The 16316-nt window shown below is 56.1% G+C and carries 15 protein-coding genes; 7 read left to right on the forward strand and 8 right to left on the reverse strand.

The window, feature by feature from the left end; translation table 11 throughout:
* The first annotated feature begins 76 nt into the window (after positions 1–76).
* Positions 77–1507, forward strand: a complete 1431-nt coding sequence (locus KF947_RS17075; protein ID WP_227404598.1) for a hypothetical protein — start codon at positions 77–79, stop codon at positions 1505–1507.
* A gap of 165 nt (positions 1508–1672) precedes the next feature.
* Positions 1673–2362, forward strand: a complete 690-nt coding sequence (locus KF947_RS17080) for a CBS domain-containing protein (RefSeq protein ID WP_133731299.1) — start codon at positions 1673–1675, stop codon at positions 2360–2362.
* A 210-nt stretch (positions 2363–2572) separates the two neighbouring features.
* On the opposite strand, the gene KF947_RS17085 is transcribed toward KF947_RS17080, so the two are convergent.
* Complete coding sequence (locus KF947_RS17085; protein ID WP_133731298.1) at positions 2573–3697, reverse strand: aminotransferase class V-fold PLP-dependent enzyme; 1125 nt, start codon at positions 3695–3697, stop codon at positions 2573–2575.
* A gap of 290 nt (positions 3698–3987) precedes the next feature.
* On the opposite strand from KF947_RS17085, the gene KF947_RS17090 reads away from it, so the two are divergent.
* The 3 genes from KF947_RS17090 (at position 3988) to KF947_RS17100 (ending at position 6889) form a co-directional block, all read left to right on the forward strand.
* Positions 3988–4767: a ThuA domain-containing protein gene (locus tag KF947_RS17090; RefSeq protein WP_227404599.1), complete on the forward strand. Its 780-nt coding sequence runs from the start codon at positions 3988–3990 to the stop codon at positions 4765–4767.
* Positions 4764–5813 (forward strand): Gfo/Idh/MocA family protein, encoded by a 1050-nt coding sequence (locus KF947_RS17095; RefSeq protein ID WP_227404600.1) that lies wholly within the window; start codon positions 4764–4766, stop codon positions 5811–5813. Before KF947_RS17090 ends, KF947_RS17095 begins: the two co-directional genes overlap by 4 nt.
* 86 nt (positions 5814–5899) lie before the next feature.
* Entirely contained in the window at positions 5900–6889 is a 990-nt protein-coding gene (locus KF947_RS17100; RefSeq protein ID WP_227404601.1) for a LacI family DNA-binding transcriptional regulator, read from the forward strand.
* On the opposite strand, the gene cdd is transcribed toward KF947_RS17100, so the two are convergent.
* The 7 genes from cdd to KF947_RS17135 all read right to left on the reverse strand — a co-directional run bounded on the left by cdd (position 6890) and on the right by KF947_RS17135 (position 13776).
* A complete protein-coding gene (gene cdd / locus KF947_RS17105) occupies positions 6890–7297 on the reverse strand; it encodes a cytidine deaminase (protein WP_227404602.1) in 408 nt (135 codons plus the stop codon). It abuts the gene before it with no gap.
* A 109-nt stretch (positions 7298–7406) separates the two neighbouring features.
* Entirely contained in the window at positions 7407–8132 is a 726-nt protein-coding gene (deoD, locus tag KF947_RS17110) for a purine-nucleoside phosphorylase (RefSeq protein WP_227404603.1), read from the reverse strand.
* A gap of 12 nt (positions 8133–8144) precedes the next feature.
* Positions 8145–9389 (reverse strand): phosphopentomutase, encoded by a 1245-nt coding sequence (locus tag KF947_RS17115; protein WP_227404604.1) that lies wholly within the window; start codon positions 9387–9389, stop codon positions 8145–8147.
* Positions 9386–10732: a thymidine phosphorylase gene (gene deoA, locus KF947_RS17120; protein ID WP_227404605.1), complete on the reverse strand. Its 1347-nt coding sequence runs from the start codon at positions 10730–10732 to the stop codon at positions 9386–9388. The genes KF947_RS17115 and deoA overlap by 4 nt, the downstream gene beginning before the upstream one ends.
* On the reverse strand, positions 10732–11526 hold the full coding sequence (gene deoC, locus KF947_RS17125; RefSeq protein ID WP_133731291.1) for a deoxyribose-phosphate aldolase: 795 nt from the start codon (positions 11524–11526) through the stop codon (positions 10732–10734). The genes deoA and deoC overlap by 1 nt, the downstream gene beginning before the upstream one ends.
* Before the next feature lie 84 nt (positions 11527–11610).
* Complete coding sequence (locus KF947_RS17130) at positions 11611–12894, reverse strand: NupC/NupG family nucleoside CNT transporter (protein ID WP_227404606.1); 1284 nt, start codon at positions 12892–12894, stop codon at positions 11611–11613.
* 36 nt (positions 12895–12930) lie between these two features.
* A complete protein-coding gene (locus KF947_RS17135; protein ID WP_227404607.1) occupies positions 12931–13776 on the reverse strand; it encodes an outer membrane protein OmpK in 846 nt (281 codons plus the stop codon).
* Positions 13777–14154: 378 nt separating this feature from the next.
* On the opposite strand from KF947_RS17135, the gene KF947_RS17140 reads away from it, so the two are divergent.
* Together KF947_RS17140 and cyoA are read left to right on the forward strand one after the other, a co-directional pair.
* On the forward strand, positions 14155–14931 hold the full coding sequence (locus KF947_RS17140; protein WP_227404608.1) for a DeoR/GlpR family DNA-binding transcription regulator: 777 nt from the start codon (positions 14155–14157) through the stop codon (positions 14929–14931).
* Positions 14932–15289: 358 nt separating this feature from the next.
* A complete protein-coding gene (cyoA, locus tag KF947_RS17145; protein WP_227404609.1) occupies positions 15290–16315 on the forward strand; it encodes a ubiquinol oxidase subunit II in 1026 nt (341 codons plus the stop codon).
* Position 16316: the final 1 nt, after the last annotated feature.

The raw sequence follows: 16316 nt of genomic DNA on the forward strand, positions 1-16316 counted from the left end.
TGGCTTTATGCGGCACCATGATCATTTTAGCCATGGTATATCATCACGTTAGGCAAAGGAGTAGGAGATTGATGAGTTGATCAACGTTGAGCGTAAAAACAGCTTTCAGCTGCGTCTTACCCGGCGACTCAAGGAAGAGACATCGCATAACCTTGACGTCTATCTTTTTGTGCCTGGCGATTTGGGTTTAAGCACCCAGCTTATCTCAGAAGAAGCCTTTTATCATGCTGCTATTAATGTCTCGCGCACCTACTACAGTGACGAGTACCTCCTGCCGCTGGTGCATAGTCGACTGGCCAGTCGTAATCGGCTCGGCAGCGACTCGTATCGATTGAGTCTGAGCCTCTATGCCTACCAATACGTGGAAGCGATGGAGCGCACTACCCGGTCAATGCTAGTGAGTGCCAATAAACTGCGCCATGCTCGCCAAGAGGAGCGGGAAGAGAACAGTGAGGTACAGGAGAGTGCCGCCGGCCTGCGCGATCAACTGCATGAAATGATCGACCTAAGCGACGGTATTCTTAAGCGGTTGAGACGGCACCAGCCCGATGATGAAAGCTTTAATAAGTACTTTGCCAATATTGATAACTACCTCTCCTGGTTTACCGAACAGCAGTTGCTGGCGCTGGTGGCGCACATGCCCCGTGGCGGTGAGTTTACCGATATTCGTCGACGCTTTATTAGCGTATGTCACCGAGAGGGGGAGTATCGACGGGAACAGCAGTACAACGCCGAACGGGTCATGGCCGACCCGACGCGAATGTCGAATAAAATGCGTTTACTTCGGCGCCTGATTGAGCACCCGATTACCCTGAAACAGGAGGCATTGGAGCTGGGGGGCGGCGAGCAGAAAGCGGTTAAAGCGCTAGCCACGGCAGTGGTAATGGCTTTTGTATCGTTAGGTGTGCTGCAGTTGCGTAATGCGTTGGGAGATATCACCGCACTGTTCGTATTAGCCATGGCGCTGCTCTACGCCATGCGTGAGGTGTTTAAGGATGATTTACGCAATACCCTTTGGCGCTGGTTGCGTAAAGGCCGCCCCAAGTGGCGCCGCCAGTATTTAGACCCCACTCGCAATGCCGTTGTGGGACGCCAATTGGAGTGGTTTGACTACAAGCGCTTTGCATCGCTGGGCGAAGATATTCAACAGATGCGCCGCCGAACGGTAGCTCAGCGAGAAGAAGTGGTGCTGCACTACCGTTCAAGTTCACGTATGTCGCCCACGCGTTTTTTAAGCGGCTACGAGCATACCCGCGAAACGCTCAATCTGGATATCTCCATGCTGACGCGGTTAATGAGTAAGGGCAAGCATCATATCTACCGTTTAAAAGATGGCCAAGCGGTGCGTGAGGGCGTCGAGCGCCGCCATCTGTTCAACTTGGTGATTAGGGAGACAGGGAGTGAGGATACGCCCTACCTCGCCCGTTGGAAGGTGGTCGTTAGCCGCTCGGGTATTGTCGATGTTGAGAAAGTCGAAGAGAGTAGTGTGGTGAAGGAGCAAAAATAAGAAAGGGGCAAATAAACTGCGCCAGATCAACGCAGCCTCAATGCGTTCTTTGATATCGCCTCTCGGCATGGGCAAATTTCCAGCAGCGAACTAGTCTCAAAGTACAGGCAGACTAACCTGCATCTGCGGCTCAGTCTTTAAAGGTTGAGCGTAAGGAGGAGAACCATGCAAGCTATCGATATTATGACGCCCAAAGTGGTGAGTGTGGGGCCTGACACTGAAGTGCGAGAAATTGCCCAGCTGTTGCTCAGTCACCGTATCAGTGCGGTTCCCGTAGTGGATGAGGCTCACCAGGTGATTGGCATTGTCAGTGAAGGCGATTTAATGCGCCGGGTAAAAGGCGACGGTGACCATCGCGACTCCTGGTGGTTATCGCTGTTTACCGGCGGCAAGGATGCTGGGGACTATGTTAAGTCCCATGGCCGTAAAGCCCACGAGGTCATGACCCCGAATCCAATGACCGTCGAAGAGAACACGCCGCTGCATACCATTGCGCGCATGTTGGAAAAACACCATATCAAGCGGGTGCCTGTGTTGCGTGAAGGTAAACTGGTGGGCATCGTGAGCCGTGCAAACCTGCTACAAGGTATTGCCAATGCGGCGGTGGCGCCGACCCAGTCACCCACGGATGATCGGCAAATTCGCGAGGCTATTCTCAACGAGGTTGAGCATAATACCGGCGTACAGGTTGAAGGTATTAGCGTGATTGTGGATGGCGGTACTGTGGAGGTCTGGGGGCTGGTCGAATCCCTTGAACAGAAGCAGGCGGTAACCGTTGCTGCGGAAAACGTGCCTGGGGTCACCCAAGTCGAAAACCACCTGGGCATGATGCCGCGAGGCGTAGGCTATATGTAGCCTTTTACAGCGCATCCCCAACGGTCTGATCAACCCTATGCGGGGGCGCTGTAGACCCATCCATGGGCGCTAAATTCGCCATCCCTGGCCGAATAACCCCCGCTACGGGTTGATGCAGACCTTAGCAAATAGGTGTTGATGGGTTTGGCATTAATCTGGCCCGCTACTAAAATAGCGGGCTTTTCCTTCCTTACTCTCTTAAGCTCTGTCTTAAACCACTGCTTTAATCGCCTGCTCCAAGCTGTTTACGCTGCGCTCTGTGTGATGCAGTTTATCGAGGCCAAATAGACCTATGCGGAAGGTTTGGAAGTTATCGCCTTCATCGCACATTAGCGGTACGCCGCCCGCCACTTGTACGCCCGCTTGGGCAAGTTTGCCCACCAAGCTGCTATCGTCGCTATAACATACCACCACACCCGGGGCTTCAAAGCCTTCCGCAGCAACGCTCACAAAACCGTGGCGATTAAGCATGGCGCGGACTTCCCGGCCAATCGCTTGCTGCTCCTCTTTTACCTTGGCAAAGCCATAAGCGCGGGTCTCCTGCATGATATCTCGTAACTGCCGCAGTGCATCGGTAGGCATGGTGGCGTGGTAGGCGTGCCCGCCATTTTCATAGGCCTGCATAATGCTGTGCCACTTGCCCAAATCGCAGGCAAAACTGTTGCTCTGGGTCTCGCTCAAACGCTGGGTGGCACGCTCTGAGAGCATCACCATGGCGCAGCAGGGCGAGCCGCTCCAGCCTTTCTGCGGTGCGCTGACCACCACATCAATGCCTAGCGCCTGCATATCCACCCACAGGGTGCCCGCCGCAATAGCGTCCAGCACGAACAGACCACCTACCTCATGAGTTGCTTCGGCAAGCGCCTGAATATAGTCGTCCGGGAGCAGCAAGCCAGCGGAGGTCTCCACTTGCGGGGCAAACACTACGGCAGGTTTCTCGCTACGAATTTGCGCCACGGCCTCATCAATGGGCACCGGCTGAAAAGGCGAACGCGGGTCATTGGCCTTCAGACGCCTTGCTTTCAGCACTGAGTGCTGGTCGGTTAAGCGACCCATCTCAATAATTTGCGTCCAGCGGTAGCTGAACCAGCCGTTGCGAATAACCATGGTTTTCTGGTCAACGGCAAACTGGCGCGCCACCGCTTCCATGCCAAAGGTGCCGCTGCCGGGCACAATCACCGCTGCATGGGCGTTGTACACCTCTTTCAGCGTGGCGGAAATATCCCGCATTACACCTTGAAACTGCTGCGACATGTGATTCAGTGAGCGGTCTGTGTAGACCACCGAGTATTCAAGCAGACCCTCGGGGTCGACGTTTGGCAGTAAACCAGCCATGGCGTTCTCCTGTTTTTAGAAACAGCCTGTCGTTAGGAACAGCCTGTTGTTAGAAGCAAATAATTAAACACGCATCGTTAGCCACGCTAAAGCGTGAGGTAGCGTTTCAGAATACGGATAACCTCGGCGCGATGCCAATAGTGATGGCCTCCACAGTAGAGGCGAGGGCGGCGACTAAAGTTGCATGTAAGTAAACGTTTACGTCATTAAGGTAAACGTTTACTTTATGTATTGGGTGTCACTTTTAAGCCGCTTTTACGCTGTTAGGCCGTCATGGCTAAGGAGAAAATATGACTATTAACGTCACCGTGTGGGGTGAAAACGTTCACGAGCAAACCAATGAAGTTGTAGCCAGAATTTATCCAGAAGGTATGCATCACTGCATCGCAGAAGGTTTAAACGAAGCGAAGGGTATCCACGCCAACGCGGTTACCTTGCAAGATCCCGAGCAGGGTTTAAGTAAAGATACTCTCGAAAATACCGATGTGCTGCTGTGGTGGGGCCACGCCGCCCACGGCGATGTGCTTGAAGAGACCGTCGACCGAGTTCAGGCGCGTGTGTTACAGGGGATGGGGCTTATAGTGCTGCACTCTGGGCACTACGCAAAGATCTTCAAACGCCTGATGGGCACGACCTGCTCACTCAAGTGGAGGGAAGCGGGAGAGCGCGAGCGGCTATGGGTCGTTAACCCTGGTCACCCTATCGTTCAGGGCCTGGGCGACTATATCGAATTGCCGCATACCGAAATGTACGGCGAGCCGTTTGCGGTACCCAACCCCGATGAAGTGATCTTTATCAGCGCCTTTGAGGGCGGTGAGGTATTCCGCTCAGGGCTGACCTACAAACGCGGCAATGGCAAGATTTTTTACTTCCGCCCTGGTCACGAAACCTACCCAATCTACTACGACGCACAGGTGAAAACGGTACTGAAGAACGCTGTGAAATGGGCGCGCCCGGAAGGCTCTCGCTGGATCGACAGTTGCCCTAATATTCCTGCTGACCAGGCACCCAACCCGGTGGAAATCAAAGGCGAAGGGCTGCATAAACCCGGCGAGGAGGGCTTCAAATGATCCGTTTAGCGATAATTGGCGCTGGCAGTATGGCTGGTGAGCACGCCAAGCACTTTAGCCGGATCGAGGGAGTGGAAGTGGTGGCGGTGTGCGATATGGAGCTGGCCAAGGCCCGCGACTTTGCTGGCCGTCACGGTATTGCAGATGCGTATGACGACCTGGGGGTCATGCTAGCGCGGACGGATATTCAAGCTGTGAGCAACGTCACGCCGGATGGCGTTCATAAGCTAACGTCACTGGCCGCGATCGCCGCAGGCAAGCACATTCTGTGCGAAAAGCCGCTGGCGACGAATGCAGATGATGCTCATGAAATGGCCCAAGCGGCGCAGGCCGCCAAGGTCATCAATATGGTCAATTTTAGCTATCGCGATGCCCCGGCCATTCAGCACGCTCGTGCGCTGATTACCGCTGGGGCGATTGGTCAGGTTCGCCATGTAGATGCCAGCTATCGGCAAAGTTGGTTGGTCAGCAATGAGTGGGGACGCTGGGATCAGGAGAGTCAGTGGCTTTGGCGGCTTTCGGAAGCCCACGGTAGCAAAGGCGTATTGGGCGATGTAGGCGTGCATATTGTCGATTTCGCCAGCTTCCCGGTGGGCGATATTAGTCGCGTGAACTGCGAACTGACCTGCTTTGAAAAAGCCCCGAATAACCGCATCGGCGACTATCTACTGGATGCCAACGATACCGCGCTAATGCGAGTGACTTTTGCCAATGGGGCCAAGGGCACCATTCAAGCCACCCGTTGGGCGACCGGACACCATAACTCGCTAACCCTGAGCGTGCACGGCGATAAAGGTGCTATTCGCGTCGATTTAGACGCCTCAAAAGACGACGTGCAGGTGTGTTTGGACGATGACGTTCACCCAGCGCGTTGGGGCACAGTGAAGGCACCGCCAACGCCCAGTATCTATCAGCGGTTTGTGGAAAGCATCCGCAGTGGTGAAAACGACCAGCCGGACTTTGCCCGAGGGGCAGCGATCCAAACTGTGCTTGATGCCTGCGTTATCTCCAGTCAGGAAGACCGCAGTCTGGAAATTGCAGTGTAATCAGCGTCGCAACGCCGGGCGTTTTTCGGCACACTGGAGGCATTCCAGGTGAAAAATAGGGCGGGAAATAGCCGGTGAGAGATTCGGTGATAAAGAGCAATCAAAGCGCCCAAACGGCCACCATCCGAGAAATTGCCCGGCGGGCCGAAGTATCGATTGCCTCGGTCAGCCGGGCCCTGAACGGCAAACCAGGGCTCAGTGACGCCCTGCGTGAGAAAATTTTGGCGATTAGCCAAGAAGTGGCCTACCAGCCCAGCGCCGCGGCTCGTCAGCTAATAAGTGGTAAAACGGCGGTGGTAGGCATCTCTCTCGGACGTCAGGATATCGAGCTGCGCCCTTACTATATCTTGCTCTACCAACACCTTACCGTGGCCCTTCATCAGCAGGGTATGGTGCCGGTGTTCTTTAATCACCAGCAAACCGCCGAATTACCCGAACGCGCGGGGGCTGCTATTTTGCTTGGTGAAGCCCCAGACGATGAGCGCCCGGCGCTGCTTAAGGCCGCTGCGATTCCTTTTGTACGCATAGGTGACGCCGGGGAAGGCTTTTCTGTCGCCCCGGATGATAGGCAGGGTCTGTATGAGATGACCCACCACCTCATTACTCACGGGCGCCAACGGCTGGCCTTTATGGGCGGCGAGCTAGAGGTGCCGCGTCCCCATAGCCGCTTGGAGGGCTACCGGCGGGCGTTGGCAGAGGCGGGGCTCGCCGAACGCTTGATCAGCCTACCGCACCGCTTGGCGTCAGACTCCCTTAACAGCTATCGCTATCTAAATCGCTATTTAGACGAAGAGGGCGCCCAACCACTGCCTTTTGATGCGCTGGTATGCGCCACCGACGAACTAGCGTTGGGCTGTGTGGCCGCGCTGGAAGACCGCGGGATTGAAGTGCCTTTTCAGGTCGCGGTAACAGGCTTTGATGACCTGCCCACCCTCGCCACTGGGCTCACCACCGTACGGCAGGATATTGCCGAGATAGCCGAGACGAGCATGGCACTACTGGCAGAAGCGAGGGCGGGGGAAGCGTCCCGGCACGTATCGCTGCCGGTGACGCTGGTGGTGCGCGAAACTGGGTAGTTAACGCGGTGGCAATTGCTCAGGCCCGAAGGCGTCGGGCAGCAGCGTTTCCATGGTGTAGGTTTTCATCATTTCGCCGCTGCCGGAAAGCACCTTGATCTGCGTTTCTGGCGTGGCGAACTCACGAATTCGCTGACGACAATCGCCGCAGGGCGTGCACAAGTGATCAGCTGGGCCCATGACGAATACGGTCGCCAGCTGGCGTTGGCCTGCGGTTACCATGGCGGAAATGGCCGAGGCTTCAGCACACAAGCCTTTGTAGTGCGCCACCTCCACGTTGGTGCCGGCAAACTGCTGACCGTCAGGGGTCACCATCACCGACGCCACCGGGTGATTAGAGTAGGGCACATAGGCGTTAGCCCGGGCGCTGAATAACTTCTGAACGATCTCTTCCGATACCTGTTCCATCATTTTTCCTTTTGGTTCTTCGTCATCTCCCACGGGTGCAACTATCAGGCTGGTAGAGATAATTCCATACTGAGCGAAGAAGAACCTTGCTTTAGGCCATGTCAGCGCTTCAAGCGCGGGCAGCGTCGTCGCGTAGAACGGTGTCCAGTGCAATCAGCATCATATCGTCGAAAGTGGTTTGACGATCGGCGCTGGAGAGCGAGTCGCCTTTCAGGATGTGATCCGACACGGTGCAGATGGTCATGGCGCGGGCACCAAACTCGGCGGCGACGCCGTACAGGCCAGCGGCTTCCATCTCAACGCCGACAATGCCGTAGCGCTTGAGCATTTCAGCCATTTCGGTTTGCGGGTTGTAGAACAAGTCCGCTGAGAAGATGTTGCCCACTTTGACCGGCACGCCCTTGGCCTTGGCGGCAGCCACCGCGTGCTGAGTCAGCTCAAAATCCGCAATCGCGGCGAAGTCGTGATCGTTAAAGCGCATACGATTGACTTTGGAGTCGGTACTGGCACCCATGCCGATGACCACATCGCGCACGTTGACATCGTCGCGCACCGCGCCGCAGGAGCCCACGCGAATGAGCGATTTAACGCCGTAGTCGGTGATTAGCTCTTTGGCGTAGATGGAGACCGATGGAATGCCCATGCCGTGGCCCATCACGGAAATCTCGCGGCCTTTGTAGGTGCCGGTGTAGCCGAACATATTGCGCACGTCATTGACCTGGCGAACGTTCTCCAGGTAGGTGTCGGCGATGTATTTGGCGCGCAGCGGGTCGCCGGGCATCAGGACGGTATCAGCGAAATCGCCGGGGGCAGCGTTAATATGCGGGGTAGCCATCAAATATCTCCTTTAAGCGGCTTCAGGAAGAAAGCTTTTGCCATCGGCCATGGCCGGTAGCAGGAAAAAGTCGGCCAGGGTTTGGCCAATATCGGCAAAGGTGCCGCGCTCGCCCAGCGGGCCGGGGGTAAAGCCGGGGCCGTGTACCAGAATGGGTATGTACTCGCGGGTGTGCTCGGTGCCGTGCCAGCTGGGGTCGCAGCCGTGATCAGCGGTGAGAATCAGCAGGTCATCTTCGCTTAGCGCAGCCAGCAGCTTAGGCAGCTTGGCGTCGAAATCTTCCAGTGCGGCGGCATAGCCCGCCACGTCGCGGCGATGGCCATAGACCGAGTCAAAATCGACAAAGTTGGTCATGATCATGGCGCGCTCGCCTTCGTCGCGTTGGCTGGTGCGCTCGATCTCTTTGAGCGTGGCGTCCATCAATGCATCGTGACCGCTGGCTTTTACCTTGTGGGTAATGCCGCAGTGGGCGTAGATATCGGCAATTTTACCAATCGAGACCACTTCGCCGCCGGCATCATCAAGCTTCTGCAGCACGGTGGGTGAGGGCGGCTCTACGCTGTAGTCGCGACGGTTGCCGGTGCGGGCGAAGGTGTTGCTGTCTTCGCCGATAAACGGACGCGCAATGACGCGGCCAATGTTATAAGGCTCCAGCAGCTCGCGGACGGTTTCGCACAGCTTATAAAGCCGTTCAAGGCCGAAATGCTCTTCGTGGGCGGCAATTTGGAACACCGAATCCGCCGAGGTATAAACGATGGGCTTGCCGGTGGCTATGTGCTCTTCACCCAGGCGGGCGATGATCTCGGTGCCTGACGCATGGCAGTTGCCAATGACCCCGGTGAGGTCGGCTTCTTGCACGATGGCATCGAGCAGCTCAAGGGGGAAACTGTCAGTTTTATCCAGAAAGTAGCCCCACTCGAAGCGTACCGGAACGCCGGCAATTTCCCAGTGGCCGGAGGGGGTGTCTTTGCCGCTGGAAATTTCTTTGGCATGGGCGTACGCGCCTTCCAGGTTTTCCGGCAGCGTGACGCCTTCGGCAACGCTTCCCGTGGCATCGCGGTGGGCGTGAAATAGCCCCAGCTTGGCCATGTTGGGCAGCTTGAGCGGGCCTGAGCGGTTGGCGTTATCCGCCTCGCCACGGGCGCAGGCGGCGGCAATATGACCCAGGGTGTCGGAACCTTCATCGCCGAAGGTGGCGGCATCCGGGGCGGCGCCAATCCCAAAGGAGTCAAGTACCAGGACAATCGCGCGGCTCATAAGGCTTCTCCACGGAAAGTGTCTTGTAGCAGGGTATCGGCGCTGGCGGTACCTTCGCCAATCGTAAACGCCGCGCGCAACTGCTCGGCGGCACGGTCGGCGGCGGCTTCACTGCGGGCGTGTACCATGGCAATGGGGCGCTGGCTATCCACGCTCTCGCCGATTTCGACGATAGCCGTAAAGCCGACGCTGTGATCGACGCTGGCGTCGTTACGCAGGCGGCCGCCGCCCAGTTCCACCACGCTCATGCCCACCGCTCGGGTGTCGATACGCTGGACGACACCTGGTTTTTCGGCATACACGGGCTTAATCACCTCGGCTTTGGCCAAGTAGTGCTCCGAGCGCTCAATAAAGTCGCTGGGGCCGCCGAGTTCGCGCACCATGCGGGCGAATACTTCAGCGGCCGCGCCAGAAGTTAGCGCCTTCTCAAGCTGAGTAAGCGCTTCTTCACGTGAGCCTGCGAGCTTGCCGGCAATCAGCATTTCCACTGCCAGTTCTCGGGTGACTTGCATCACGCGACTGTTGGGGCGGTCTCCGCGCAGTAGTGCCAGGGTCTCGACGATTTCAACGGCGTTACCGGCGCAGGGAGCCAGCGGCTGGCTCATGTCGGTAAGCAGAGCAGTCGTGGGCGTACCCGCTTGGGTGGCCACATTGGCGATACTTTTAGCCAGCTCGCGGGATTTTTCCGGCGTGGGCATAAAGGCGCCGCTGCCGACTTTAACGTCCATCACCAGCGCATCCAGTCCGGAAGCCAGCTTCTTGCCTAGAATAGAGGCGGTAATCAGCGGAATCGATTCCACCGTGGCGGTCACATCACGCACGCCGTAGATGCGCTTGTCGGCGGGGGCGAGATCACCCGTTTGGCCGATAATCGCCACACCGGTGGATTTAACCACCTCGCGGAAACGCTCTGGTGCGGGGTAGGGGTCGTAGCCGGGGATCGATTCGAGCTTATCCAGGGTGCCGCCGGTGTGGCCCAGGCCACGACCTGAGATCATCGGTACAAAGGCGCCGCAGGCAGCGACCCATGGGCCGAGTACCAGTGAAACCAAGTCACCCACGCCGCCGGTGGAGTGCTTATCGACAATCGGGCCGGGCAGGTTGAGGTCGCTCCACTGCATCACGTGGCCGGAGTCGCGGGTAGCGGTGGTCAGCGCTACGACTTCTTCACGGCTCATGCCGTTGAGAAATACTGCCATGGTGAAGGCGCCAATCTGAGCGTCGCTGATGCGATCATCGGCAATGCCCTGCACAAAGGCTTTAATCTCTTCCGCGGGCAGCGGCTGGTTGTCACGCTTTAGGCGAATCAGTTCCTGGGGGAGTAGGGTGTGTTTGGCAGACATTAGTAACCTCCGTCAGTGGTGGCCGCGTTGGTGTTGCCGGTCAGCGTCGCCAGCAGATTACCCAGCAGGCTAGAGGCACCAAAGCGGAAGTGAGCTGGGGTTACCCAGCCTGGACCCATGATGTCGTTGGCAAGAGCCAAATATTCCGCTGCGTCTTCAGCGGTTTTAACGCCACCTGCTGCTTTAAAACCAACGTCTTGGCCACTGGCCTTGATGGCTTTGAGCATAATTTCAGCGGCTTCCAGCGTAGCGTTAACGGCAACTTTACCTGTCGATGTTTTAATGAAATCCGCGCCGCCTTCAATAGCCAGTTCGCTAGCGCGTTTGATCAGTGCAGGCTCTTTGAGTTCGCCGGACTCAATGATCACTTTGAGCAGTGCTTGGCCAGCGCAGGCGGCTTTGCACATTTCAACCAACTCAAGGCCGGTCTCTTCGTCGCCTGCCATCAGCGCGCGGTAGGGAAAGACGACATCGACTTCGTGGGCACCGGAGGCAACGGCGTCACGGGTTTCCCGAGCAGCGCCCATGATGTCATCACCACCATCTGGAAAATTGGTGACCGTGGCGATCTTGACCTGGTCATTGAGTGTGTGAGCAGTGAGCGCACGCTGGGCCGTGACAATAAACTGGGGGTAGACACAGACTGCAGCCGGGGTGCCAAAGGGTGTCTTTACCTGCTGGCAGAGCGCTTCAATGGTGCTGTCAGTATCGCTGTCGTTCAGGCTCGTCAGATCCATGAGGGTAAGCGCTTGGCGGGCGGCTTGGACGATATGGGGGGAAGCAGTCGCAGTCATGGAATTCTCACAAATCAGTAAAAGATAAAAACGGGCACTGCGGATAAAGCCGCAGTGCCCGTCACCTTCAGTAAGCCCGCTGCATTAAGCAGTGGCGTTACTTAGGGCGATAAAGAAGCCAGCAATCGAGGCCGACATCAAGTTGGACAGTGTACCGGCCAACACGGCTTTGACGCCAAAACGAGCAATCTCTTTGCGGCGGGTAGGGGCAATGCTACCCAGACCACCCAGCAGAATCGCAATGGAGGAGAGGTTCGCAAAGCCACACAGCGCAAAAGAGAGGATCGCCATGGTGTGCGGTGTCATCATTTGACCCGTCGCAGCCACCACCTGTTCCCCATCAATGTAGGGCGCAAGGTTGATATAGGCGACGAATTCGTTGACCACTAATTTTTGGCCGATGAAGGACCCAGCCAGAGTAGCCTCTTCCCAAGGTACACCCAAGAGGAAGGCCAGCGGGGCAAACAGCCAGCCCAAGATCAGCTCCAGACTCAGCGAGTCAAAGCCCACCCAGCCGCCAACGCCGCCTAGAATGCCGTTAACTAACGCAATCAGGGCGATAAAGGCGAGTAGCATGGCGCCCACGTTGGCGGCCAGCATTAGACCCGAGGTGGCACCCGATGCCGCCGCATCCAAGACGTTGGCAGGTTTATCTTCCTGGGCTTCAATCTCTTCTTCCACCTTGGAAACGCTGTCGCTGTCGGTAACGTCTTGGGTTTCCGGCATGATCAGCTTGGCGAACAGCAACCCGCCCGGCGCCGCCATAAAGGAGGCTGCCACCAAGTACTCCATGGGAATACCCAGCGCGGCGTAGCCCGCCAATACTGAACCGGCGACCGACGCCAGACCACCACACATAACGGCAAACAGCTGCGAAGGCGTCATTCGGGCGATAAACGGACGCACCACCAACGGTGCTTCGGTTTGGCCGACGAAAATATTGGCGGTTGCGGAAAGCGACTCCGTGCGTGAGGTGCCCAAGGCTTTCTGCAGAGCGCCGCCCAGAATACGAATCACCCACTGCATAATGCCGATGTAGTAGAGCACGGCGATCAGCGAGGAGAAGAAGATAATGACGGGGAGTACTTTGATCGCAAATACAAAGCCGACATTATCCACATCGGCTAAGCCGCCGAACAGAAAGCCGATACCGTCGTTGGCATACACCAAAATTTGGCTAACGCCGGAGGAGATGGCCTGTAGTACCGCTTGGCCAAACGGCACATAGAGTACAAAGGCACCAATCCCCGCTTGAATAGCAAAGGCGCCCAGCACGGTACGCAGCCGGATAGATTTACGGTCGTAGGAGAAGATCAGGGCAATGGCCACCAGAGTGACCATGCCCACCAAGCTCATAAGGAGTGTCATAAGGAGATCCTTCGAGTCCGCGAGTAAGAAGCGCGTTTATAGTAAGTTGAGCTTGACGGAGTAGATCATCGCATTCTGATAATCGTTGGGGGTGCCCAACTTATTCTCAGAGTAACGGTACTGAATGCCGGTGGTGATCAAATCGCTCGGATGCCACCATAGGCTCAGTGCACCGTTGGTGCCCACACTACCTGCCGTGTCGCCCACGTAGTTCTGCTCCAGGTATTCATCGTCACGGCCAAACGTCTGTTCGTGCCAGTTGGTGACGCTGAAGTTCTGGTTGAGCGCGTTGAAATCATAACCCGCGACCCAGCCTGCCATATAGCCGTTCATGCCGGTATAGCTATTACTTTGCACCCGCGCCGCGCCAATAAAGGGTTTAAACCATAGGCCGTTATCAAAGGTGGTACGGTAACCCAAACCCAGAATCTGATCCTGCTCGCGGCTGTTATAACCGTAATCGCGGAAGTCATACAGGTGGGCGTAAATCGATAGCGGGCTATCACCCAGGTAAATGTGAGAGGTCACTTTACCCGCGGTGCGGAAGTTGTCTTTACCACCGCTGGGCTCATCGAACTGGTCGTTGGTGGGGTTCTCGAAATCAAAGAAGCCGTAAAATTCGCCCCAGCTAAAGCCAGCGCCGCCTTCGATTTCGAGAAACATAAAGTCGCTTTTCGCCGCGTTGGACGCGGTGCGCGCCTCGGTGCCGTTTGACCAATCCAGGTAGTTAACTGAAACGTTGGCGAATGACCATAGCCGATCAAGGGGATGCGGCTGAGCAGCCTCGTCTGCCATTAGCGGCGTAGTCAGCATTGCCCCTAATACGCCAGCGCCAAGCGCGGTCTTAGACGAAGGGGTGCGAGAGTGTGTACGAGCAGTCATGAGAGCCTCAACAAGGGTTGTCGCGGAGCCATTTGGGTGTGGCTATCCGAGGTTATAGTCGTGCGGGCTGGCGTTAATGTTAAAATTATAACATTCAGTGTTATTTTTCTAACGTTGATTTGCAAGTATTGTCACATCAACGCTATTTAAATGTCATATAGCTCTCACGGGAATCAGGCAGAGACTGGATGGTTCAAGGGTTGTGATAGCCGTGGAGACATGGCCATAGAGACATCGCATGATGATATAGCAGTGGAAATTCCGCCGTTGCTCACGCAGCATAGAAATGAACGCTGACTATTTATGAAGGCAGCATCGCCAAGACATCGACACGATATTTACGTTTAGCTTCACACAACAAGAGGGGTTTGCAAGGAGATGCCCACTACCAATGGCCGAAGCGCGCTGCGCCTTGCCAAACTTCAGGAAGCGCTTGCCAGTGGCGGCACTCTGCACCTGCGCGATGCCGCAGAGTTGTGCGATGTTTCAGAAATGACTATCCGCCGCGATCTGAGTACCCAGAAGAACACTATTAGCCTGCTGGGGGGGCGGTTAGTGATGGCAAATTACCCAGGCGTAACCCCTATTTATGACTTGAATGAACAGCAGGCCAGCCACTATCAAGCCAAGCATCGGCTCTGCCAGCGTGCGTTAGCCTATATAGAAGAGGGCGATACGCTGTTTATTGATTGCGGCTCAACGCTGATGCCGTTGCTGAGCCAGTTAAGCCATTTTCATGAGCTAACGGTAGTCACCTATGCGCTTAACGTTGCCAACGCTGTCGCCGCGCTCCCCAATGTTCGCTTGGTACTATTAGGCGGGCTGTTTTATGCCGCCTCTCAATCCTTTGGCAGCGATAATATGGCCGCCGCTGTCGAACGGCTAGGCATTAATAAAGCGCTGATCTCCGCTGCAGGGGTGGATTTAGAGCGCGGAGTAAGTTGCTTTCACTTTCACGAAGTGGCCCCTAAACAGGCTGCCATTGCCACCGCCATACAGCGGCTGTTGGTGGTAGATGCCAGCAAGTTCGGTGTGGTTCGGCCTGCCTATTTCGCCGCACTGGACGATTTTGATGTGGTGGTCACCGACGAAGAGGGCGCACCGCAACTATTAGATGGCCATGGAAGTGATGTGCCAAAAGTGACGGTAGCCTAAGAGAGTGGGGCGTTGTTGATGGTAGTCAATACCTTGGGTGCGGCAATGCGCCACTTCTTTCATGATCTCGATCAATAGAAAATACTTTAGTCTTAGTTGATCTAATCTTTCGTGATTGGGCCAGCTTGGCTCGTCGCCAATTCCCATCCGGCGACGCATATTTTTCCCGGAGCAATGACGCTCACTGCGATACGCATTGTTTTTAGCAACGTTTTTAGCTGTGTGCTTACGAGCATGTTTTGGGAAGAGTATGGGGTGGTAGTTAGCCTGCTATTTATATAAATGGCGTGGCTGGCTAGTTTCTAATCAACCTGTTGTTTTTAAAACCTTACTTTTAAAACCTGGACGAGATCACACCATGCAACGACGCTCTCTTTGGCGCAGGCGAGGCACCTTGGTGCTCCTTGCGCTGTGTCTGTTTCTAGCAGGCTGTAGTTCAGCGCTGCTAGACCCAAAAGGCCAGGTTGGCGCTGAACAGCGAACGCTGATTCTGACCGCCTTTGGCCTCATGTTGATTGTGGTTATTCCTGTTATTGTCATGACGCTGCTGTTTGGCTGGCGCTACCGGCGCAGTAATAGCGTAGCTAATTACATGCCTGACTGGGCGCACTCCAATGTGATCGAGGCAGTGGTGTGGATCGTACCCTGTGCGATTATCGCTGTACTCGCCCTGTTGACCTGGAAAACCTCCCATAGCCTTGACCCTCACAAGCCGCTGGAAAGCGACGTGGCGCCGATCGAAATACAGGCCGTAGCGCTGGATTGGAAGTGGTTGTTTATCTACCCCGAGCAGGGCGTGGCCAGCGTTAATGAAGTGGCCTTCCCGGTGGATACCCCGGTGCGCTTTCGGGTGAGCTCCGGCTCGGTGATGAATGCCTTCTTTATCCCTCACCTTGGCAGTCAGATCTACGCCATGGCGGGTATGGATAACGATGTTCATCTTATCGCCGATGAAACGGGTAGCTACCCTGGCCGCTCCACCAACTACAGTGGGGCAGGCTTCTCCGGCATGACCTTTGACGCCAAGGTGACCACGCCCGCCGATTTTGATGCCTGGGTGGAAACTGTGCGCGGCGCCCCACAAACGCTGACCTACCCCGAAGGTTATGAAGCGTTGGCTGAACCCAGCGAATCGAATCCGGTGGAGTACTTCTCGGCCGTTTCGCCGTCGCTGTATGAAAGCATTTTGAAAAGCTTCCACACCGGCGGTGAACACTCTATGGGCGGCGACCACCAGCTGAGCGGCGATCATGCTGACTCGCACGATGGTGAAAGCGCTCACGCTACCGATCACGCGGCCGAATCAGGTCATGTCACCAACAACCATGCTAGTCAGGATCATGCCATGCGCAGCCACTCCTCTAGCGTAGAAGCGGGAGGTTAAG

This window comes from Halomonas sp. FeN2 (assembly GCF_020595105.1).
Classification (GTDB): Bacteria; Pseudomonadota; Gammaproteobacteria; order Pseudomonadales; family Halomonadaceae; genus Vreelandella; species Vreelandella neptunia.